The 18,224-nt window shown below is 50.6% G+C and carries 33 protein-coding genes; 3 read left to right on the forward strand and 30 right to left on the reverse strand.

Annotated features, from left to right (window positions below; all coding sequences use genetic code 11):
* The first annotated feature begins 489 nt into the window (after positions 1 to 489).
* The 3 genes from BLP78_RS15155 to BLP78_RS04315 all read left to right on the forward strand — a co-directional run bounded on the left by BLP78_RS15155 (position 490) and on the right by BLP78_RS04315 (position 3,018).
* Complete coding sequence (locus BLP78_RS15155; RefSeq protein WP_143002889.1) at positions 490 to 744, forward strand: hypothetical protein; 255 nt, start codon at positions 490 to 492, stop codon at positions 742 to 744.
* A gap of 3 nt (positions 745 to 747) precedes the next feature.
* Positions 748 to 1,665, forward strand: coding sequence for a tRNA glutamyl-Q(34) synthetase GluQRS (gene gluQRS, locus BLP78_RS04310; RefSeq protein ID WP_090456898.1), 918 nt, complete (start codon positions 748 to 750; stop codon positions 1,663 to 1,665).
* A 195-nt stretch (positions 1,666 to 1,860) separates the two neighbouring features.
* Complete coding sequence (locus BLP78_RS04315; protein WP_090456900.1) at positions 1,861 to 3,018, forward strand: NAD(P)/FAD-dependent oxidoreductase; 1,158 nt, start codon at positions 1,861 to 1,863, stop codon at positions 3,016 to 3,018.
* A gap of 82 nt (positions 3,019 to 3,100) precedes the next feature.
* On the opposite strand, the gene BLP78_RS04320 is transcribed toward BLP78_RS04315, so the two are convergent.
* The 30 genes from BLP78_RS04320 to rplC form a co-directional block, all read right to left on the reverse strand.
* A complete protein-coding gene (locus BLP78_RS04320) occupies positions 3,101 to 3,616 on the reverse strand; it encodes a DUF2806 domain-containing protein (protein WP_256330050.1) in 516 nt (171 codons plus the stop codon).
* 30 nt (positions 3,617 to 3,646) lie between these two features.
* Positions 3,647 to 3,961: a hypothetical protein gene (locus BLP78_RS04325; RefSeq protein ID WP_090456902.1), complete on the reverse strand. Its 315-nt coding sequence runs from the start codon at positions 3,959 to 3,961 to the stop codon at positions 3,647 to 3,649.
* Positions 3,962 to 4,199: 238 nt separating this feature from the next.
* A complete protein-coding gene (gene rplQ, locus BLP78_RS04330; protein ID WP_090456904.1) occupies positions 4,200 to 4,598 on the reverse strand; it encodes a 50S ribosomal protein L17 in 399 nt (132 codons plus the stop codon).
* The gene (rpoA, locus tag BLP78_RS04335) at positions 4,585 to 5,589 is read right to left on the reverse strand and encodes a DNA-directed RNA polymerase subunit alpha (protein WP_090456906.1); all 1,005 of its coding nucleotides are present in this window, start codon (positions 5,587 to 5,589) and stop codon (positions 4,585 to 4,587) included. Before rpoA ends, rplQ begins: the two co-directional genes overlap by 14 nt.
* 33 nt (positions 5,590 to 5,622) lie before the next feature.
* Positions 5,623 to 6,249 carry a 30S ribosomal protein S4 gene (gene rpsD / locus BLP78_RS04340; protein WP_090456908.1) on the reverse strand — a complete coding sequence of 209 codons (627 nt, stop codon included), beginning with the start codon at positions 6,247 to 6,249 and terminating at the stop codon, positions 5,623 to 5,625.
* A 10-nt stretch (positions 6,250 to 6,259) separates the two neighbouring features.
* The gene (gene rpsK / locus BLP78_RS04345) at positions 6,260 to 6,649 is read right to left on the reverse strand and encodes a 30S ribosomal protein S11 (protein WP_004181016.1); all 390 of its coding nucleotides are present in this window, start codon (positions 6,647 to 6,649) and stop codon (positions 6,260 to 6,262) included.
* Between the two features lie 41 nt (positions 6,650 to 6,690).
* On the reverse strand, positions 6,691 to 7,068 hold the full coding sequence (gene rpsM, locus BLP78_RS04350; RefSeq protein ID WP_025042187.1) for a 30S ribosomal protein S13: 378 nt from the start codon (positions 7,066 to 7,068) through the stop codon (positions 6,691 to 6,693).
* 54 nt (positions 7,069 to 7,122) lie between these two features.
* Positions 7,123 to 7,236, reverse strand: a complete 114-nt coding sequence (gene rpmJ, locus BLP78_RS04355; RefSeq protein ID WP_072767110.1) for a 50S ribosomal protein L36 — start codon at positions 7,234 to 7,236, stop codon at positions 7,123 to 7,125.
* 15 nt (positions 7,237 to 7,251) lie between these two features.
* Positions 7,252 to 7,470: a translation initiation factor IF-1 gene (gene infA / locus BLP78_RS04360; protein WP_011380144.1), complete on the reverse strand. Its 219-nt coding sequence runs from the start codon at positions 7,468 to 7,470 to the stop codon at positions 7,252 to 7,254.
* Positions 7,471 to 7,487: 17 nt separating this feature from the next.
* A complete protein-coding gene (secY, locus tag BLP78_RS04365) occupies positions 7,488 to 8,816 on the reverse strand; it encodes a preprotein translocase subunit SecY (RefSeq protein ID WP_090456910.1) in 1,329 nt (442 codons plus the stop codon).
* A 17-nt stretch (positions 8,817 to 8,833) separates the two neighbouring features.
* Positions 8,834 to 9,265 carry a 50S ribosomal protein L15 gene (rplO, locus tag BLP78_RS04370; RefSeq protein WP_090456912.1) on the reverse strand — a complete coding sequence of 144 codons (432 nt, stop codon included), beginning with the start codon at positions 9,263 to 9,265 and terminating at the stop codon, positions 8,834 to 8,836.
* Positions 9,266 to 9,454 (reverse strand): 50S ribosomal protein L30, encoded by a 189-nt coding sequence (gene rpmD / locus BLP78_RS04375; RefSeq protein WP_090456914.1) that lies wholly within the window; start codon positions 9,452 to 9,454, stop codon positions 9,266 to 9,268. It abuts the gene before it with no gap.
* Positions 9,451 to 9,993: a 30S ribosomal protein S5 gene (gene rpsE / locus BLP78_RS04380; protein ID WP_036576846.1), complete on the reverse strand. Its 543-nt coding sequence runs from the start codon at positions 9,991 to 9,993 to the stop codon at positions 9,451 to 9,453. Before rpsE ends, rpmD begins: the two co-directional genes overlap by 4 nt.
* Before the next feature lie 13 nt (positions 9,994 to 10,006).
* Complete coding sequence (rplR, locus tag BLP78_RS04385; protein WP_090456916.1) at positions 10,007 to 10,363, reverse strand: 50S ribosomal protein L18; 357 nt, start codon at positions 10,361 to 10,363, stop codon at positions 10,007 to 10,009.
* A gap of 11 nt (positions 10,364 to 10,374) precedes the next feature.
* Positions 10,375 to 10,908 (reverse strand): 50S ribosomal protein L6, encoded by a 534-nt coding sequence (gene rplF, locus BLP78_RS04390; protein WP_090456918.1) that lies wholly within the window; start codon positions 10,906 to 10,908, stop codon positions 10,375 to 10,377.
* Between the two features lie 11 nt (positions 10,909 to 10,919).
* Positions 10,920 to 11,315, reverse strand: a complete 396-nt coding sequence (gene rpsH, locus BLP78_RS04395; RefSeq protein ID WP_090456921.1) for a 30S ribosomal protein S8 — start codon at positions 11,313 to 11,315, stop codon at positions 10,920 to 10,922.
* A gap of 158 nt (positions 11,316 to 11,473) precedes the next feature.
* Positions 11,474 to 11,779, reverse strand: coding sequence for a 30S ribosomal protein S14 (gene rpsN, locus BLP78_RS04400; protein WP_090456923.1), 306 nt, complete (start codon positions 11,777 to 11,779; stop codon positions 11,474 to 11,476).
* A 7-nt stretch (positions 11,780 to 11,786) separates the two neighbouring features.
* Positions 11,787 to 12,326, reverse strand: coding sequence for a 50S ribosomal protein L5 (gene rplE, locus BLP78_RS04405; RefSeq protein ID WP_090456925.1), 540 nt, complete (start codon positions 12,324 to 12,326; stop codon positions 11,787 to 11,789).
* Between the two features lie 18 nt (positions 12,327 to 12,344).
* On the reverse strand, positions 12,345 to 12,662 hold the full coding sequence (gene rplX / locus BLP78_RS04410; RefSeq protein ID WP_090456927.1) for a 50S ribosomal protein L24: 318 nt from the start codon (positions 12,660 to 12,662) through the stop codon (positions 12,345 to 12,347).
* A gap of 18 nt (positions 12,663 to 12,680) precedes the next feature.
* Positions 12,681 to 13,049: a 50S ribosomal protein L14 gene (gene rplN, locus BLP78_RS04415; RefSeq protein ID WP_090456929.1), complete on the reverse strand. Its 369-nt coding sequence runs from the start codon at positions 13,047 to 13,049 to the stop codon at positions 12,681 to 12,683.
* A gap of 196 nt (positions 13,050 to 13,245) precedes the next feature.
* Entirely contained in the window at positions 13,246 to 13,512 is a 267-nt protein-coding gene (gene rpsQ, locus BLP78_RS04420; protein ID WP_090456931.1) for a 30S ribosomal protein S17, read from the reverse strand.
* Positions 13,509 to 13,709, reverse strand: coding sequence for a 50S ribosomal protein L29 (gene rpmC / locus BLP78_RS04425; RefSeq protein ID WP_025042200.1), 201 nt, complete (start codon positions 13,707 to 13,709; stop codon positions 13,509 to 13,511). Before rpmC ends, rpsQ begins: the two co-directional genes overlap by 4 nt.
* A 2-nt stretch (positions 13,710 to 13,711) precedes the next feature.
* Positions 13,712 to 14,128: a 50S ribosomal protein L16 gene (rplP, locus tag BLP78_RS04430; RefSeq protein ID WP_025042201.1), complete on the reverse strand. Its 417-nt coding sequence runs from the start codon at positions 14,126 to 14,128 to the stop codon at positions 13,712 to 13,714.
* Positions 14,112 to 14,966 (reverse strand): 30S ribosomal protein S3, encoded by an 855-nt coding sequence (gene rpsC, locus BLP78_RS04435; RefSeq protein WP_090456934.1) that lies wholly within the window; start codon positions 14,964 to 14,966, stop codon positions 14,112 to 14,114. Before rpsC ends, rplP begins: the two co-directional genes overlap by 17 nt.
* A 17-nt stretch (positions 14,967 to 14,983) precedes the next feature.
* The gene (rplV, locus tag BLP78_RS04440) at positions 14,984 to 15,331 is read right to left on the reverse strand and encodes a 50S ribosomal protein L22 (RefSeq protein WP_025042203.1); all 348 of its coding nucleotides are present in this window, start codon (positions 15,329 to 15,331) and stop codon (positions 14,984 to 14,986) included.
* Positions 15,332 to 15,343: 12 nt separating this feature from the next.
* The gene (gene rpsS, locus BLP78_RS04445; protein ID WP_025042204.1) at positions 15,344 to 15,631 is read right to left on the reverse strand and encodes a 30S ribosomal protein S19; all 288 of its coding nucleotides are present in this window, start codon (positions 15,629 to 15,631) and stop codon (positions 15,344 to 15,346) included.
* Between the two features lie 6 nt (positions 15,632 to 15,637).
* The gene (gene rplB, locus BLP78_RS04450) at positions 15,638 to 16,471 is read right to left on the reverse strand and encodes a 50S ribosomal protein L2 (protein WP_025042205.1); all 834 of its coding nucleotides are present in this window, start codon (positions 16,469 to 16,471) and stop codon (positions 15,638 to 15,640) included.
* Positions 16,471 to 16,806 (reverse strand): 50S ribosomal protein L23, encoded by a 336-nt coding sequence (rplW, locus tag BLP78_RS04455; protein WP_090456936.1) that lies wholly within the window; start codon positions 16,804 to 16,806, stop codon positions 16,471 to 16,473. The genes rplB and rplW overlap by 1 nt, the downstream gene beginning before the upstream one ends.
* A complete protein-coding gene (rplD, locus tag BLP78_RS04460) occupies positions 16,803 to 17,423 on the reverse strand; it encodes a 50S ribosomal protein L4 (protein ID WP_090456938.1) in 621 nt (206 codons plus the stop codon). The genes rplW and rplD overlap by 4 nt, the downstream gene beginning before the upstream one ends.
* Positions 17,423 to 18,148 carry a 50S ribosomal protein L3 gene (gene rplC / locus BLP78_RS04465; protein ID WP_090456941.1) on the reverse strand — a complete coding sequence of 242 codons (726 nt, stop codon included), beginning with the start codon at positions 18,146 to 18,148 and terminating at the stop codon, positions 17,423 to 17,425. Before rplC ends, rplD begins: the two co-directional genes overlap by 1 nt.
* Positions 18,149 to 18,224: the final 76 nt, after the last annotated feature.

Below are 18,224 nucleotides of genomic sequence, written 5' to 3' on the forward strand. Positions count from 1 at the left end.
ACCCAGAATATCGCTACCAGCAGCATGGTGATGAGCCCGAATTTGTACCACCTCGAGTCATACCACTCCGACATGTCGTAGTCCCGGCCGCTTGCTTTGGCGTGACCCGACGTTCCTAGTGTTGTTGCCATGTTGTTTCCTCCTGTTGCCTTGTTTCGTTGATCAAGTGCTGCGCGCTCTACCGGCTTATCCTGCCCCTTCCGTTCCTGAACTTACCTCTGTTCCTGAACTACTCTACGCCGGTGGAAGCTTCGATAATTTGTTGCTGTCCTTCAATCTGGTGTTGCTCGATACTTCAGGTGTTGCTTATGCTGCGGATGTTGCTCGATACGGCCCAACTTGTTTCATCTGTTTCTCTATGTCTGCGTTTCTGAATACGGTGTTACTAATACGTTACATACCCATAACCCCATAAAGACTATCCCCGAAGATGCCCTAAGTCAAGCAGTTTGTCGGGACTACAATAGAGCATCTTGTATAGCAATTTCCATGCCAAAAATGTTGGGGTTTTTCATAAAACTTTCGGTATGTAGCATCCCTCAGCCCGCCGTCGCTTGGAAAAAAGCGGTAAACAGTGATATGGTTCCATTTTTCCTGGCGGGTCCTAATGGAAGATATCCGGTTAGTGGCAAAATAAACCCAGATAATTCTGGAAGCGTATTATCACTGTTATCACATTTTCTTGTCGATTTTTTCGTCGATTTAATTACTCCCATCCTTGATACCCCAGATCGATTAAGTTGACCGGTGGCTAATAGTCTACCCATTTTTCCAGCCTATTGTGGGCGCTTTGCTCCATCTCCGACCGGACCGCTGCATTTCGGCTCTCTTGTCGCTGCCGTTGGCAGCTATCTTGAGGCAAAATCGCGCCAAGGCAAGTGGATGGTCAGGATCGAAAACCTGGATCCGACGCGCGAAATTGCCGGCGTATCGGGGAAAATCCTGAATACCCTGCAAGCGCTGGGAATGGAATGGGATGGTGAGATTGTCTATCAAAAGCAGCGGTACAAAACATATCAGGCAGCGCTCGCTGTACTTGAAAGACAACATTTGATTTATCCCTGCGTCTGTAGCCGCAAGGAAATTGCGGATTCCACGATCACGGGAATAGATGGCCCCATTTATCCTGGCACCTGCCGTGGACGCTCTCTTCATGACAAATGCCCAGGGGCACGGCGAATACGAACGGATGACAGACTGATCCAGTTCAAGGATTCGTTGCAAGGGCTGGTTCTACATCGATTGCACAGTGATATTGGGGATTTCGTGCTGCGCCGTGCCGATGGGGTTTTTGCTTATCAGTTGGCGGTGGTCATTGACGATGCCGAGCAAGGGGTCAGCCATGTGGTGCGTGGGAAAGATTTGCTGAATTCCACTTCTCGCCAGATATACCTGCAACAACTGCTGGGTTATCCGACTCCCTCCTATCTGCATCTTCCGGTAGTGGTTAACGCTCAAGGTGAGAAACTCAGTAAACAGACCTGCGCTACGCCTCTTGATGTTTCCGATCCGATGCCGCAATTAATGATGGCGCTACGTTTCCTGGGTCAAGCGCCGCCGGCAGAATTGATCGGAAGCGATATCAGTTCATTTTGGAAGTGGGCAACAGAAAACTGGAAGCCTGGGAGGATTCCTGAAAATAAGGAAACTTCCAGCAGAAATTGAATTCAGCCAAGATGACCCCTCAACAAGACATTCGTGCTACGCTGCTGCCCTGATTACGATAGAGGCTGAGTAATTGGGCGGCAACCTCATAACTCGTTAAAATGTTATACGAAATGAATGTAACTCTGCCGGGATCCCGGAGGGGGTACTGATGAATGAAATAACAGAACTGATTTGCATTGCAAAGGAGAGGTAGTGCCTTTTCTACCATTTTACATACCCAGGCATAAGCAACTCAAAATTGTAATAGTGGGTGGCGGTTATGCGGGAATTGCAGCGCTGGTAACTCTTCTGCGCCATATGCCCGAGGCCCGCATCACGATCATCGATCCCAGGCTTCATCACCTCAAGATTACGCATATACATGAAACGTTCCGGTATCCACTGGACGACTTCCTCGTATCGTTTTCCGATCTGGAAAATCGCTTTGGCTGCCGGCACGTTTGCACCCAGCTGATCCTGAACGACTGTGTTCTCCAGCAGTGCCAGAAAGATGGATTTATCGTCGTCAACGATGAAATACTGGCATTTGATTATCTTCTGGTGGCCTCAGGTTCACCCCTTGCGCAGTTGAGTAAATCAGATGATATTTTCGACCTGAATGATTTCATGATCACCGCCGGCTCCGACTTGCTGAACCGTCAACGCGATATACATGGGTCCGGCGAGAAAATCATTTCGGTAATAGGCGGAGGCGCCACAGGTATTCAATTTCTTTTCGAAATCGCCCATTTTCTTCGGCGCCGAAAATTCGAATGGAAGTTACGCTTGATTCACGGGGAGGATCGCGTACTTAACCAGTTTGGAGTAGGTTTTTCAGAATATACCCAGGCGCGCATGTCTGAACTGGATATTGATTTTTATCCTAATACGCGTTACCGCGGCCAGGCAGCAAATGAGATTTTGCTGGAAGAAAGCGATACAGGTCGCCAATTCAAGCTCCCATCCATCATTTCCCTCCTGTTTCTCGGCAAAAAACTTGACATACCACTTTTCGCCAATGCATTCGGGCAGGTTGTGATCGAGCAGAAACCGCTGGAGAATATTTTTACCGCCGGCGATTGTTCCATATATAACTCCGCCGGTTCCAATAGCATGACGGCGCAATCCGGTGTTCGCAAAGGAATGCTGGCGGCAAGAAATATTTTACGTCACTCAGGCTCATTGAAATTGCTGGAGCCATACTTTCATCGCAACTTAGGTTACGTCATCAGTCTCGGACCATCGGATGCCGTCGGCTGGCTGGCACTCGAAGGTAACGTGGTGGGCGGGATGCCGGCGTTGATGATCAAGGAGATGGTAGAGGCTCAATATGATTTATTGCTGACCGGAACCGATACGTATCTGGTTTAAGCTTAGGTGCCTAGTTTAACAATATCGTTTAACAATACCATATCCTTAAAAAAGGATAGTTGAGCCGGTAAAGTATTCGGTATCAACGATTCGCCAGGATAGACGATATAACCATACCCTGCTGAAACCATTTGCCGATCACATATTCATAGAACTCCTGATTTCGCTTGTTGCCGAAAACAGTCGCCAGCGCTTTCCCTTTTTCTGTCAGGAGAACGTAGCCAAGATCGAGCTGATTGTTCGCTTCCCCCACAAACTGGATCTTCGTAGCCTGGCCAAAATAAAACAGGCGGGTATGCTTACCGAACCATCTCTTCACATATCCAGCGGCCTCAAAGGATATCAGGTCGATCGACTCCAGATGTTTTAATACGCGCAAATTGATGCCCTGTTTTGTATAGACCGCATGCTCCGGATCATAAATTAAAGGCAGCGGCTCCCCTTGAATCCATACAAACTGGCAAAGAGACGTAAAAAGGGCGGTATCGTCTCCATTAAGATCAGGAGTATGGGTGTCTATCTCTTTTTTTGAAGACATTGCCGACGCAGTATCAATAAAGTTTTTTCTTTCTTGAAGGCTTGGCTGCGCCTGGGACATTTGGTAAAAACACCGAGATGAGGTAATGCGTTAAAATTGATGATTGCGACGGGAAAGCTCCTCATCAATTTTTCCCAGAAAACTTATATTTTTTTTCCGCTGTTTATCACCCTTATACCAGGTAAAACAAGCTAGAGTGCCAAGCAAGACCAGGAGAAGGTTGGTCGCGGTCGGGCCGCCGAAAAACATATCCATAAGCCCGGTCAGCAATGCAAACGCACCCGCTATACCATTCCAGTTCAAGAACTTGTTTCCCCACGTCGGGGCTTCACGTTGGAGACGCCACGCAAGAAGTTTCTCACGTATCGAAACAAGTTCCTCCACGGTCCAAGTCGTTAAATCCATCGGAATAGCCCCAGTTGAAATAAAAGATACATAACCGATCGAATGTCCATGCTAGCGATAGCTCAGACCAGTCTATGTTAGAAGCATACAAGAATTCTCCGGGCCAGACAATGGTTTATGCTTGGGCGGGGATAAAGCAGTTTTTGTGTCACGATGCTAAACCGCATCGGTTTATCAAAACCAATCAGGCATAAAGAAGCCGGGATAACCCGGCTTCTTTTTTTCCTATAGCCAGCGCTTACGTATCGGCTTTTCCAGTTGCAGTCGCGGTTAATTGCTCTGGTCGATCCAGCAATTCCACCAATGCCATCGGTGCATTGTCACCCTTGCGAAAACCGAATTTAAGAATACGCAAGTAACCGCCATTACGTGTTTGATACCGGGGACCCAGTTCACCAAATAACTTCCCGACCATGTCACGATCGCGCAAGCGATTGAAGGCCAGACGTCGATTCGCCAACGATGGTTTCTTGCCCAGCGTTATCATCGGCTCGATTACCCGACGCAACTCCTTGGCCTTAGGCAGCGTGGTTTTAATAACCTCATGCCGCAACAATGAATTGGTCATGTTACGTAGCATCGCCAACCGGTGGCTGCTCGTTCGATTTAGCTTTCGTAGCCCATTATGGTGCCGCATGACTTGTTTCCTTTTTTCCCTTATCAAGATTGGAAGGCGGCCAACTTTCCAGTTTCATGCCCAGCGTCAACCCGCGGGAAGCCAATACCTCCTTTATTTCATTGAGAGATTTTCTTCCCAAATTGGGGGTCTTCAGCAATTCCGTCTCTGTGCGCTGAATCAGGTCGCCTATATAATATATATTCTCCGCTTTCAGGCAATTGGCCGAGCGCACGGTAAGCTCCAGATCATCCACCGGTCGAAGTAATACCGGATCGATCTGGGGTAATTTTGGCTGCTCCACCGGTAGCGGCGTACCCTTCAGGTCGGCAAATATGGAGAGTTGTTCAACCAGTACTTTCGCCGCATAACGGATCGCCTCCTCCGGATCGACAACGCCGTTGGTTTCAATATCCATAACCAACTTGTCGAGGTCGGTGCGCTGCTCAACCCGAGCACTCTCCACCGCATAACTTACGCGCCGCACCGGACTGAAAGAAGCATCCAGCAAAATACTGCCGAGAGCACGCCCTTCACTTGTCAATTGCCGCACGGTTCCAGGTACATAACCGCGCCCAAGTTCAACCTTGATTTGCATATCCAGCTTCCCACCGGCAGTCAGATGCGCCACCACGTGATCCGGATTAATGATTTCTACATCATGTCCTGTCTCGATATCACCGGCAGTGACCGTACCTTCACCTTTCTTTTTAAGGATCAGAATAGCCTCGGTTCGGCTGTGTAGCTTTAGGACGATACCCTTGAGATTGAGCAAAATATCGACCACATCCTCTTGCACACCGTCCAGCGCGGAATACTCATGCACTACACCGCTAATCTGGACCTCGGTTGGCGCGAATCCCGGCATGGACGATAGCAAAATTCGACGTAATGCATTTCCCAACGTGTGTCCGTACCCACGTTCAAACGGTTCCATGATAATCTTGGCATGCAGCGGGGAAATATTCTGCACGTCAATAATGCGGGGCGTAAGAAAAGTGTTACTTGGCATAGCCTGATCCTTTTGCCGAAACCTGGGCGGTAATTACTTGGAATACAACTCAATGACTAGAGATTCATTGATGCTAGAAGGTAAATCAGAACGCTCCGGTTTAACTTTGAACGTTCCTTTCATCGCCTTGACATCCATCTCTATCCACTCTGGAAAATTACGGTGCTCCGCTGCTTCCACTGCAGCCTTGATGCGCAGATGGCCTTTAGCCTTCTCTGCAACTTCTATCACATCACCGGGCTTAACCTGGTAGGAAGGAATATTGGTCCGGCGTCCATTTACCAGGATGCCGTTATGACGCACAATCTGGCGCGCCTCTGACCGCGATGCACCAAATCCCATGCGGTATGAAACTGTATCCAAGCGACATTCCAGCAACTGCAGCAAATTCTCACCGGTAATACCGCGCTGCCTTTCCGCCAGCTCATAATTGTTATGAAACTGGCGTTCCAATATGCCATATATCCTGCGCAACTTCTGTTTCTCGCGCAACTGGACCCCATAATCAGACAATCGCGTACTTTTCTGACCGTGTTGACCGGGCGCATAGTTTCTGCGCTCGATTGCACATTTGTCGGTGAAACACTTCTCACCTTTCAGGAATAACTTCTCCCCTTCCCGGCGACATTGGCGACATTTAGGATCAAGATTTCTAGCCACAGACCACTCCTTAAATACGGCGTTTCTTCGGTGGACGGCAACCGTTATGCGGAACTGGCGTCACATCCGAAATACTGGTAATTTTAAAACCGGCTGCGTTCAAAGCCCGCACAGCGGATTCACGTCCTGGACCAGGACCTTTGATACGCACTTCCAAATTCTTTACTCCACATTCCTGAGCAACCTTACTTGCCTGTTCGGCCGCTACCTGAGCAGCGAATGGAGTACTTTTACGCGATCCCTTGAATCCGGCACCCCCGGAAGTTGCCCATGACAAAGCATTGCCCTGGCGGTCCGTGATAGTCACGATAGTGTTATTAAACGATGCATGAACGTGGGCAATACCCTCCGCTACATTTTTCTTGACCTTCTTGCGAACCCGTGTGGCTGCTTTTACCATATCGAATTATTCCTGTATGCTACCGTTCAGTTGGCTGAAATTTATCTTGCTGCCTTTGCGTTGGAAGCCCGAACTGCCTTGCGTGGCCCTTTACGCGTCCTTGCGTTCGTACGAGTACGCTGACCCCGTACCGGCAAACCACGACGGTGACGCAATCCACGATAACAGCCCAAATCCATCAAACGCTTGATATTCATTGAAATTTCACGCCGCAGGTCGCCTTCGACCGCAAATTTAGCGACGTTATCTCTCAGCTTATCCATTTGAGCATCGGTTACATCTTTGATCTTGGTGGAAGCACCGATGCCAACCGCAGCACAAATCTCCCGCGCTCTGGTGCGACCTATGCCGTAGATTGAAGTTAACGCAATTTCGGCATGCTGATGATTCGGGATATTTACTCCAGCGATACGGGCCATACAGGTTTCCCACAAAAATTTTGAATTATAACATCGAAAGTGATGCTTATTCGATTAACCTTGGCGTTGCTTATGCCTTGGATCTGAACAAATTACCCGAACTATCCGATTGCGTTTGATGATCTTGCAATTACGGCAGATTTTTTTTACAGAGGCTAATACTTTCATGATGCTCCTTCCCGGCTATTTGGCGCGAAATGTGATTCGCGCTCTGCTTAAATCGTAAGGCGTCAAATCCACCGTTACCTTATCCCCGGGTAAAATCCGAATGTAATGCATTCGCATTTTTCCGGAAATATGCCCCAGCACGATGTGCCCATTTTCCAGCTTGACACGGAAGGTCGCATTTGGCAACGTTTCCAGTATCTCGCCCTGCATTTGTATTGTTTCTTCTTTGGCCATCCTATCCTTAGATGTAACTATCTCGCCGGCAATCCGCCGCCGCCCTTGAAGTTGGTTTTCTTCAGCAGGCTTTCATACTGATGAGACATTATGTACGCCTGAACCTGCGCCATGAAGTCCATGGTTACCACCACGATAATGAGGAGAGACGTCCCTCCAAAGTAAAATGGCACGTTCCATTTCAAGATTAGGAATTCCGGCAGCAAACAGACGAGTGTTACGTAAATCGCTCCGGCCAGGGTAAGCCTCAGCATAATGCGCTCGATATACTTGGCAGTTTGCTCACCCGGACGAATTCCAGGGATGAAAGCCCCGCTTTTTTTCAGATTCTCGGCCGTTTCTCTCGGATTAAATACAAGCGCGGTATAAAAGAAACAGAAAAATATGATCATCGCTGCATACATGATCACGTAGATTGGCTGACCTGGCGATAGCGCGCCGCTCATATCCTTTAACCAGCTCATTGATTCGCCCGTCGCGAACCACCCTGCCAACGTAGCCGGAAATAAAATAATACTGGAAGCAAAGATCGGAGGAATGACACCCGACATATTCAGCTTCAGCGGCAAATGAGAACTTTGGCCGCCATACACCTTTCGTCCAACTTGGCGTTTCGCATAATTCACCAGTATCTTCCGCTGACCGCGCTCGACGAAAACCACGAAGGCTGTCACCGCCGTTGCCGCCACGAAGATCCCCAATGCCACCAGAAAATGCATCGCACCCGTTCTGACCAGTTCCAGCGTACCCCCGATTGCGCTGGGGAGCCCCGCTGCGATGCCGGCGAAAATAATGAGCGATATACCATTGCCGATGCCGCGTTCAGTAATCTGCTCGCCTAGCCACATCAGAAATATCGTGCCGGTAACCAACGTTATCACCGTTGTCAACAGGAACATCGGTCCGGGCTCAATCACCAATCCAGGCTGGGCTTGCAACGCGATCGATATGCCATACCCCTGCAGCAACGCCAATCCCAATGTACCGTATCGAGTGTATTGGGTAATTTTTCTGCGACCCGATTCACCTTCCTTCTTCAGCGCTTCGAGATAGGGAAACGCAACCGTGCCCAATTGCATGATGATCGAAGCCGAAATATATGGCATGATCCCAAGGGCAAAGATCGAAAAACGGGAAAGTGCGCCACCCGAAAACATGTTGAACATACCAAGGATACCCCCCTGCTGCGACTCGAATAAGTCTTTCAGCACCACGGGGTCGATACCTGGTACCGGAACATGCGCCCCGATACGATAGACAACCAATGCGAGCAACAGAAACCACAGTCGACGTTTCAAGTCGCCGAGCTTCCCGGAGAGTCCCCGCAGGGATTCGCTAGCGGCCAATCTGTCTCCTCTCGAGTTTATTCAACGCTGCCGCCAACGGCTTCAATGGCAGCTTTGGCGCCTTTTGTGACTGCAATGCCCTGCAACTTAAATGCGCGCTCTACCTTCCCGGAAAGTATTACCTTGGCGCTCAAGGCAGATCCGGGAATAACCCCTGCCTGCTTCAGGACCAGAATATCGATTTCATTTCCGGGTAACCTATCCAAGGCCGACAGTCGCACCTCAGCGGTATCACCCCGGGTAAGTGATACAAAACCGCGCTTGGGCAGGCGACGTTGAAGGGGCATCTGACCGCCTTCGAAACCCACCTTATGAAAGCCACCCGAGCGGGATTTTTGTCCTTTGTGACCTCGTCCGGCGGTTTTACCGAGACCGGAACCAATGCCACGCCCCAAACGCCGCCTTGCATGCTTGGCGCCACCGGCGGGCTTTATGGAATTCAGCTGCATCTACGCCTCACTCTTTACAAGGTAATAAATATTATTGATCATACCTCGCACGGCTGGAGTATCCTCCAGCTCAGCGCTGCTGTTTATTCCGCGTAACCCCAGTCCACGCGCAGTCGCACGATGCGATCGTTTCGTACCGATCAGGCTCCTGACTAAAGTTACTTTAATCTTTTTTTTATCAGTGGTCATTTCGCCAGGCCCATGATTTCTTCTACGCTCTTGCCCCTTTTGGCCGCGATTTCCGCCGGCGTATTCATCGCCTGCAATCCATGCAAGGTTGCTCGCACCACGTTATAAGGATTGGTAGAACCGATACATTTGGCGAGGATATTGTGAACACCCATCACTTCAAATATGGCACGCATCGGGCCTCCAGCAATAATACCGGTCCCTTCGGACGCCGGTTGCATATAGACCGTGGCGGCGCCATGCCTGCCGATGACCGGGTGGTGTAACGTACCATTCTTCAGGCTTACCTTGATCATCTTCCGGCGCGCTTCATCCATCGCCTTCTGTACGGCAACCGGCACTTCCCGGGATTTACCTTTACCCATGCCGACACCGCCATCGCCGTTTCCGACCACCGTCAGTGCGGCAAACCCGAGGATGCGACCTCCCTTGACCACCTTGGTGACGCGATTGATCGCCACCATCTTTTCCTTCAGGCCATCACCTCGATCATCACCCTGAGGTACTTTTCCTTGCATTCGTCCTTGCATTTTAGCCATTATCTTTCCTCAGTTAGAATTTGAGGCCATGTTCACGAGCAGCTTCGGCCAATGCCTTTACGCGCCCATGATATTTGAACCCCGACCGGTCGAATGAAACCGTCTCGATACCTAAACCCCTGGCTTTTTCCGCAACCCGCTTCCCCACTGCCGCCGCCGCATCAACGGTGCCACCGTTGGGCAACTCCTTGCGAACCTCCGGTTCCAAGGTGGATGCGCTGGTCAAGACCCTCCCGCCAGAGCCATCTATCAGCTGTGCATAGATATGACAATTGCTGCGATGCACCGCCAAACGCACCATCTTCAGCTCGGCGATCTTGGCGCGCGTCCGACGAGCACGGCGCAAACGGGATTTTGTTGGATTCGGCATATCTACCCCAATTATTTTTTCTTGGTTTCTTTCATGACGATGACTTCGTCGGAATAACGAACACCCTTGCCCTTATAAGGCTCCGGCTTACGGTAGGCACGTACATCAGCTGCCACCTGACCGACCTGCTGCTTGTCCATTCCCTTGATAATGACCTCTGTTTGAGTGGGCGTCTCAACTTTAATGCCCTCGGGCATCTTGTGAGCCACCGGATGCGAAAATCCCAAGGTCAGGTTAAGAACATCATTTGCCGCCTGTGCCCGATACCCCACCCCCACCAGCATCAATTTCTTCTGGAAACCGCTGGTTACCCCCTTGACCATATTGGCAAGCAGCGCGCGCGTCGTGCCAGACATTGCGTTAGCATGCTTCGATTCGTTCGTTGCTTTAACCAATAAACTATCGCCGTCACGCTCGACGGAGATGTCTGAAACCAGGTCGCGCGTCAACGCGCCCAGCGGCCCCTTTATCGATACTTCAGAGGCCGAAAGGATTACCTCAACACCTGCGGGAATCAGCACAGGATTTTTACCCACTCGAGACATTTTTTATATCCTTAAGCCACTATGCACAATACTTCACCGCCAACACCGTTGGCGCGCGCCTTTCGCTCCGTCATTACACCTTTTGAAGTGGAAACGATCGCCACACCCAGGCCGTTCATCACATTAGGAAGCTTGTCGCTGGCCTTGTAAATCCTCAAACCGGGACGGCTAACGCGTTCTATTTTCTCAATTACAGGACGTCCGGCGTAATATTTTAAACTGATATCCAACTGTGGTTTTCCGTCCGCCGGGTGAACCGCGAAATCCTCAACGTAACCTTCATCCTTCAACACCTGCGCAATCGCAGCTTTGAGCTTGGACGCGGGCATTACGACGGATGTTTTTTCGGAAAGCTGCGCGTTACGAATGCGCGTCAGCATATCGGCGATAGGGTCACTCATGCTCATCTAGGGATACCTCTAGAAATCCAGATTCCGTAACCGGAAAATATACAAATCTCTGAAATTATTAAATCGATCATATTGGGCTTGCCCTGTCTATATGGACCAAAGTCCCGTTTGCTTCGCCAGAATTCAAACATGCCTAAAACATCAGGCCGCTCGATCTACCAACTGGCCTTGATGATGCCGGGAATTTCACCACTCATGGCGATATCGCGGAGCTTGCTGCGGCCGAGACCGAACTTGCTGTATACACCACGTGGGCGGCCAGTCAGGGAACAGCGATTACGCAACCGCACCGGACTTGAGTTGCGCGGCAACATCTGAAGCTTGATCCTGGCAGAGTGACGATCCTCATCGCTCGAATTGGCATCGTTAATTATGGCCGACAATTCAGCACGCCGTGGCGCATATTTCTTTACGACTTCACGTCGTTTCAAGTCGCGGTTAATCACAGCTATTTTGGCCATACGATTCTCAGTTTTTAAATGGAAATTTAAATGCTGCCAGCAACGCCTTTGCCTCTGCATCCGTTTTCGCGGTGGTGGTGATGGTTATATTCATACCCCTTAGCGCGTCGATTTTGTCATATTCAATTTCGGGGAAAATGATTTGCTCTTTTACACCCATGTTGTAATTTCCCCGTCCATCGAATGCTCTGCCGGAAACCCCGCGAAAATCACGAATACGCGGTATGGCCACGCTAACCAACCGATCCAGGAACTCGTACATGCGAACACGACGCAATGTAACCATGCAACCAACCGGATATCCATCACGAACCTTAAACGTGGCGATGGATTTCTTTGCCTTCGTCACCACCGGTTTCTGCCCGGCGATTTTTTGCATATCGCTTACTGCGCTATCCATGACTTTTTTGTCAGCGACCGCCTCGCCCACACCCATATTGAGCGTGATTTTCTCGATGCGAGGCACTTCCATCACGGATTTGTAGCCAAATTGCTGCATCAATTGCTGAACCACGGTACTGCGGTAATACTCTTGTAGACGAGCCATAATCTTCCCTTAACCTATTCAGGCATCAAGCAGTTCACCGCTCGACTTGAAATAACGAACTTTACCCTTGCCTTCCTGAATTCTGAAACCAACACGGTCGGCTTTGCGAGTGAAGGGATTATAAATCGCTACATTCGAAACCTGAATTGGATTCTCAATCTCGACGATTCCACCCGTTGCCCCCTTATTCGGGTTGGGTCGCTGATGCTTCTTGACCTTATTGACGCCCTCGACCACCACCAAGTCGGCATTTACTGCGCGAAGCACCGTGCCACGCTTGCCCTTGTCCTTGCCGGTGATGACGACGACATCATCACCTTTCTTTATCTTTCGCATATTCGATCCTTACCGTGCTTACAAAACTTCTGGCGCAAGCGAAACAATTTTCATGAAGCGTGCGTTACGCAATTCCCGCGTTACCGGCCCAAAAATGCGCGTACCGATTGGCTCCAGCTTGGCGTTCAACAGCACGGCTGCGTTATTGTCAAATTTGATCAACGAACCGTCAGCACGACGCACTCCCTTCGAAGTACGAACCACCACCGCATTGTACACTTCGCCTTTCTTGACACGCCCACGTGGCGCAACATCCTTGATGCTGACTTTTATGATATCGCCAATACCAGCGTACCGTCGCCTGGATCCACCCAGCACTTTGATGCACATGATTGAACGAGCACCAGTATTATCCGCGACCTGCAGAATCGATTGCATTTGGATCATTTTTTACTCACTCTTTCCAACTTTTCCCGCCCCGGGATCGGGGCGTGGACAGTATTGGAACCCGTCCGGGTTATGAAATCACCAATCGGTGACTGCAAAAATTAAAGATCTGAAAAACGAAGAGGCCGAATTATAAGCTAATCTTGTCAGGAAAACAAGGAAAAACAAACATTCGCCTATCGGACCCGCCAATAAATTAACTGACTTGGCTGTCCTTCTCCATCAACTTAACTACGCGCCAGGCTTTTGTCTTAGAGAGAGGCCGGCATTCTTCGATGACTACCATATCACCCGGGTGAAACTCATTACTCTCGTCATGAACGTGGTATTTTTTTGAACGAACCATGATCTTTCCATAGAGCGGATGCTTGACCTTACGTTCGACCAAGACAGTAATGGTCTTATCCATCTTATCGCTCAATACTTTTCCACTGAGGGTGCGATTTAAATTAGCTTCACTCATGACTGCTTTGCCTTCTGGCTAAGTATGGTTTTCGCGCGCGCGATATCCCGGCGCACGTTACGTAATTGGTTGGTATTACTCAGTTGCTGTGTCGTATGCTGCATCCGCAGGCCAAACTGGGCCCGCAGAAGCTCTAACAACTCTTGCTGCAACTCTGCCGGATTCCGGGACCTGAGGTCTTTAGTTTTCGTTTTCATAATTAACCGCCTACCTGTCTTACAACAAATGTAGTCAGAATCGGCAACTTGGATGCGGCCAGACGAAATGCTTGTCGCGCCAGCGCTTCATCAACCCCGTCCATTTCATACAGCATTTTACCGGGTTGGATTTCCGCCACGAAGTACTCCGGATTTCCCTTGCCGTTACCCATCCGAACCTCAGCTGGCTTATGGGAAATCGGTTTATCAGGGAATATGCGGATCCAGATGCGCCCGCCGCGCTTGATGTGACGGCTCATCGCGCGCCGCGCAGCCTCGATCTGTCGCGCGGTTAACCGACCACGGCCAACTGCTTTGAGGCCATATTCCCCAAAACTGACTTTCGCACCGCGGGTTGCAACCCCGGTATTACGTCCTTTTTGCTGTTTGCGGTACTTCGTTCTAGCTGGCTGCTGCATCTTTTGCTCCTGGCTTTATAGTTGCAGACTTGGAGGAAGCTCCCTCAACCGTGTTTTCAGGTTTTCTGGCAATTTTCCTCTCGCTGGTTCTTGCGTCGGTCCTGGGTTCAGCCCTGCCGGCCGGTTTTCTCGCTGGACGTCTGGCTTCAGGTTCTCCCGCGGGAGTCGGTACCTGCGTTGCTGGTCCAATTGCGCCGGATTGGTCGTTACGTCCGATCACTTCGCCCTTGAATACCCAAACCTTGATTCCGATTACGCCGTATGTGGTCTTGGCCTCCGAAACACCGTAATCCAGATCAGCACGCAGGGTATGAAGCGGAACACGGCCTTCACGATACCATTCGGTGCGAGCAATTTCGATGCCGTTCAATCGACCGGCACTCATGATTTTGATGCCTTGAGCACCTAAACGCATGGCGTTCTGCATCGCACGTTTCATGGCACGACGAAACATGATTCGTTTCTCTAACTGCTGCGCAATATTGTCTGCAATCAGTTGCGCATCAATTTCCGGCTTCCGGATTTCTTCGATGTTTACGTGGACCGGAACACCCATGAGTTTTTGCAGCACACCGCGCAGAACTTCTATATCTTCGCCTTTCTTGCCGATTACGACGCCGGGGCGGGAACTGTAAATGGTGATGCGCGCATTCTTGGATGGCCGCTCGATGATTACGCGACCGACTGATGCATGCGCCAATTTCTTTTTAAGATATTCCCGAACCTTGATATCCTCGTTCAGCATCCCCGGGAAATTTTTTGTATTGGCATACCACTTCGACGACCAGTTTTTAAGTACGGAAAGGCGGAAACCCGTCGGATTTATTTTTTGTCCCATAATGTCCTGGTACGTCCTTATTTTTTGTTGCCGGCTTTGTCGCCAACAGTAAGAAGAATATGACAAGTTGGCTTGACGATGCGGTTGCCACGGCCTTTGGCGCGAGCACTGGTACGCATCATCGACGGTCCACGATCTACATATATCGTCGATACCTTTAATTCGTCTATATCCGCTCCATCGTTATGCTCAGCATTGGCGATAGCCGACTCAAGCAGTTTACGAATAATGACGGCGCCTTTTTTCGGACTGAAGGCAAGCAGATTAAGTGCTCGGTCCACCGGTAATCCACGAATCTGGTCCGCTACCAACCGGCCCTTCTGTTCGGATAACCTGACCCCACGCAATACGGCAGTTGTTTGCATAATTGATTATCCCTATCTCTTCGATCCAGCCGCGACTTTCCGGTCGCCTGAATGCCCCTTGAAAGTGCGGGTGTGAGAGAATTCTCCAAGCTTGTGTCCCACCATATTCTCGGTAACGTATACCGGGATATGCTGTTTACCATTATGTACGGCAATCGTTAAACCAATGAAATCCGGCAGAACGGTTGAACGACGCGACCAGGTCTTGATCGGGCGCTTGTCATTTGTTGCGCGCGCAGTCTCCACCTTGGCTATCAGATGCAAGTCAACAAATGGACCTTTTTTTACGGAACGTCCCATGATTCATTACCCTTTATTTGAATAACGGCGCCGCACAATCATACCATCGGTACGCTTATTGGCGCGAGTACGGAAACCTTTGGCAGGCGTTCCCCATGGGCTGACCGGATGGCGCCCCGCAGCGGTTTTACCTTCACCTCCACCATGGGGATGGTCTACAGGATTCATCACCACCCCGCGCACCGTTGGCCGGATGCCGCGCCAGCGCTGTGCACCTGCTTTACCGATCGATCGCAAATTGTGCTCCTCGTTACCGACCTCGCCGATGGTGGCGCGGCAGTTTACGTGCACCCTTCGGATTTCGCCGGAACGCAGGCGAAGCTGGGCGTAATCCCCCTCACGTGCCAGAAGCTGCACCGACGTACCCGCAGAGCGGGCCAGTTGCGCGCCTTTCCCCGGCATCATTTCCACGCAGTGAATTGTGCTGCCCACCGGAATATTGCGCAGTGGCAGCGCGTTACCGTTCTTGATCGGCGCATCCACCCCGCTCATCAATTGCATACCGGCAGCAATGCCGCTCGGTGCGACGATATAACGTCGCTCTCCATCGACATAGCAAAGCAATGCGAGATTTGCGCTGCGATTCGGGTCGTATTCCAGCCGCTCCACCTTGGCGGCGATACCATCCTTGTTACGGCGGAAATCCACGATACGATAATGCTGCTTGTGGCCGCCTCCCATGTGGCGGGTGGTAATGCGACCTTTATTGTTGCGCCCCGCAGTGTGATTCTGCTTCTCCAGGAGCCTGGCATAAGGTTCGCCTTTATGCAAACCCGGATTAACGACTTTGACAACCGCGCGACGGCCGGGAGAGGTTGGTTTGACTTTAACCAGTGCCATTACTTGACCTCCCCTTGAGCAATTTCAGAAAAATTTATTTCCTGACCAGTCTTGATGTTTACATAAGCTTTCTTCCAGTTGCGGCGGCGCCCCATGAAACGGCCAAAGCGCTTTTCCTTGCCTTTGACGTTTGCGACCTGCACGCTCTCCACCTCGATATTCTGGCCCTTCCACATCAGCTCCACCGCTGCTTTGATTTCGGGCTTCGTCGCATCCTGCGTCACGCGAAAAATCACCTGGTTATGCTTTTCCGCAATATAGGTGGCCTTTTCAGACACTTGCGGTGACAAAATGACATGCATCAGGCGTTCCGGATTGAATGTTTGCGTACTCATGCGAGCATTTCCTCCATTTTGGCTAATGCGCCGCGAGTTATCAGCACGTTGGCAAAACGCAAAAGGCTGACCGGGTCGACGTGACCCGCTTCCACCACCTTGACGAGTGGCAGATTCCGTGATGACAAATAGAGATTCTCATCCACGCTATCGGTAACGATCATGACCTCATTCAATTTCATATCTTTCAGTTTTCCGGCCAGGATTTTGGTTTTTGGCGTATCCAGGACGAAATTTTCCACCACTGACAATCGATTTTCACGAACGAGCTGGGATAGGATCGCTCCCATACCTGCCCGATACATTTTACGATTGACCTTGTGGCTGAAATTCTCTTCGGGGCTGTTGGGAAAGATTTTTCCTCCACCACGCCACAATGGGCTCGACGCCATACCGGCGCGTGCACGCCCTGTACCTTTTTGCCGCCAGGGTTTGCGGGTGGATTTGGCGACATCCGAACGCCCCTTTTGGGCGCGGTTGGCGCTACGCGCGTTGGCAAGATAAGCCGTCACCACCTGATGTACCAGGGCCTCGTTGTACTCCCGACCGAAAAGCGAATCAGGAACCGAAACACTGGCAGCCGACTGGCCATCATCGCCAATGAGCTTAAGTTCCATTATGCACCTCCCTTCTTGCCGGACTTCGTACCACTTTTTGCCGCCGCTTTTGCATCAAGCTTTGCAGCAGGCTTTATAACGATCCTGCTGATCTTTACGCTTGGATGCACCACCACGTCGCCGCCTCTCGATCCGGGTATCGCACCCTTGATGAGCAACAGGCCTCGCTCGGTATCGACCCGCAGCACTTCAAGATTCTGGGTGGTGCGTTTTACGCTACCTAGATGCCCGGACATGCGTTTTCCGGGAAAGACACGACCAGGGTCCTGCGCCATTCCGATGGAACCTGGAACGTTATGGGATCTGGAGTTGCCATGGCTGGCGCGATTCGAAGAAAAGCCGTGACGCTTGATTACACCAGCATAACCCTTTCCGATGGTGATACCGGTCACATCCACTTTTTGCCCAACCCGGAAAATCTCCGAACCTACGACTGCACCGGGCTTGAGACTATCAGTTACCTCCTGCCCCACGCGGAATTCCTTGAGCACATGACCAGCTTCCACTGCAGCCTTGGCGAAATGCCCCGCTGAAGGTTTATTGACGCGAATGGCGCGGCGCTTGCCGAAAGTGACCTGCACCGCGGAATAGCCGTCAGTGGCGGGCGTTTTGATTTGGGTGACACGATTGTTGGACACGTCAAGTACTGTGACCGGCTGGCTATCGCCATCGTCGGTGAAAATACGAGTCATGCCAACCTTGCGGCCGACGAGCCCTAAACTCATTTTAATTACCTTTTCAAAAAAGGTGCCGATTACAATTGACCGGCAGGTACATTTGTTTAAATCAGGGATTCAGATT

Source organism: Nitrosospira sp. Nsp1, assembly GCF_900100985.1.
Taxonomy (GTDB): domain Bacteria; phylum Pseudomonadota; class Gammaproteobacteria; order Burkholderiales; family Nitrosomonadaceae; genus Nitrosospira.

What these genes read in the sequence shown, in the direction of transcription:
- BLP78_RS15155 (WP_143002889.1), top strand. Translation starts at nt 490, where the DNA reads ATGCCAAAAATGTTGGGGTTTTTCATAAAACTTTCGGTATGTAGCATC.
- BLP78_RS04320 (WP_256330050.1), bottom strand. Translation starts at nt 3,616, where the DNA reads ATGTCCCAGGCGCAGCCAAGCCTTCAAGAAAGAAAAAACTTTATTGAT.
- BLP78_RS04325 (WP_090456902.1), bottom strand. Translation starts at nt 3,961, where the DNA reads ATGGATTTAACGACTTGGACCGTGGAGGAACTTGTTTCGATACGTGAG.
- rplQ (WP_090456904.1), bottom strand. Translation starts at nt 4,598, where the DNA reads ATGCGGCACCATAATGGGCTACGAAAGCTAAATCGAACGAGCAGCCAC.
- rpoA (WP_090456906.1), bottom strand. Translation starts at nt 5,589, where the DNA reads ATGCCAAGTAACACTTTTCTTACGCCCCGCATTATTGACGTGCAGAAT.
- rpsK (WP_004181016.1), bottom strand. Translation starts at nt 6,649, where the DNA reads ATGGTAAAAGCAGCCACACGGGTTCGCAAGAAGGTCAAGAAAAATGTA.
- rpsM (WP_025042187.1), bottom strand. Translation starts at nt 7,068, where the DNA reads ATGGCCCGTATCGCTGGAGTAAATATCCCGAATCATCAGCATGCCGAA.
- rpmJ (WP_072767110.1), bottom strand. Translation starts at nt 7,236, where the DNA reads ATGAAAGTATTAGCCTCTGTAAAAAAAATCTGCCGTAATTGCAAGATC.
- infA (WP_011380144.1), bottom strand. Translation starts at nt 7,470, where the DNA reads ATGGCCAAAGAAGAAACAATACAAATGCAGGGCGAGATACTGGAAACG.
- rplO (WP_090456912.1), bottom strand. Translation starts at nt 9,265, where the DNA reads ATGCAGCTGAATTCCATAAAGCCCGCCGGTGGCGCCAAGCATGCAAGG.
- rpmD (WP_090456914.1), bottom strand. Translation starts at nt 9,454, where the DNA reads ATGACCACTGATAAAAAAAAGATTAAAGTAACTTTAGTCAGGAGCCTG.
- rpsE (WP_036576846.1), bottom strand. Translation starts at nt 9,993, where the DNA reads ATGGCTAAAATGCAAGGACGAATGCAAGGAAAAGTACCTCAGGGTGAT.
- rplR (WP_090456916.1), bottom strand. Translation starts at nt 10,363, where the DNA reads ATGCCGAATCCAACAAAATCCCGTTTGCGCCGTGCTCGTCGGACGCGC.
- rplF (WP_090456918.1), bottom strand. Translation starts at nt 10,908, where the DNA reads ATGTCTCGAGTGGGTAAAAATCCTGTGCTGATTCCCGCAGGTGTTGAG.
- rpsH (WP_090456921.1), bottom strand. Translation starts at nt 11,315, where the DNA reads ATGAGCATGAGTGACCCTATCGCCGATATGCTGACGCGCATTCGTAAC.
- rpsN (WP_090456923.1), bottom strand. Translation starts at nt 11,779, where the DNA reads ATGGCCAAAATAGCTGTGATTAACCGCGACTTGAAACGACGTGAAGTC.
- rplE (WP_090456925.1), bottom strand. Translation starts at nt 12,326, where the DNA reads ATGGCTCGTCTACAAGAGTATTACCGCAGTACCGTGGTTCAGCAATTG.
- rplX (WP_090456927.1), bottom strand. Translation starts at nt 12,662, where the DNA reads ATGCGAAAGATAAAGAAAGGTGATGATGTCGTCGTCATCACCGGCAAG.
- rplN (WP_090456929.1), bottom strand. Translation starts at nt 13,049, where the DNA reads ATGATCCAAATGCAATCGATTCTGCAGGTCGCGGATAATACTGGTGCT.
- rpsQ (WP_090456931.1), bottom strand. Translation starts at nt 13,512, where the DNA reads ATGAGTGAAGCTAATTTAAATCGCACCCTCAGTGGAAAAGTATTGAGC.
- rpmC (WP_025042200.1), bottom strand. Translation starts at nt 13,709, where the DNA reads ATGAAAACGAAAACTAAAGACCTCAGGTCCCGGAATCCGGCAGAGTTG.
- rplP (WP_025042201.1), bottom strand. Translation starts at nt 14,128, where the DNA reads ATGCAGCAGCCAGCTAGAACGAAGTACCGCAAACAGCAAAAAGGACGT.
- rpsC (WP_090456934.1), bottom strand. Translation starts at nt 14,966, where the DNA reads ATGGGACAAAAAATAAATCCGACGGGTTTCCGCCTTTCCGTACTTAAA.
- rplV (WP_025042203.1), bottom strand. Translation starts at nt 15,331, where the DNA reads ATGCAAACAACTGCCGTATTGCGTGGGGTCAGGTTATCCGAACAGAAG.
- rpsS (WP_025042204.1), bottom strand. Translation starts at nt 15,631, where the DNA reads ATGGGACGTTCCGTAAAAAAAGGTCCATTTGTTGACTTGCATCTGATA.
- rplB (WP_025042205.1), bottom strand. Translation starts at nt 16,471, where the DNA reads ATGGCACTGGTTAAAGTCAAACCAACCTCTCCCGGCCGTCGCGCGGTT.
- rplW (WP_090456936.1), bottom strand. Translation starts at nt 16,806, where the DNA reads ATGAGTACGCAAACATTCAATCCGGAACGCCTGATGCATGTCATTTTG.
- rplD (WP_090456938.1), bottom strand. Translation starts at nt 17,423, where the DNA reads ATGGAACTTAAGCTCATTGGCGATGATGGCCAGTCGGCTGCCAGTGTT.
- rplC (WP_090456941.1), bottom strand. Translation starts at nt 18,148, where the DNA reads ATGAGTTTAGGGCTCGTCGGCCGCAAGGTTGGCATGACTCGTATTTTC.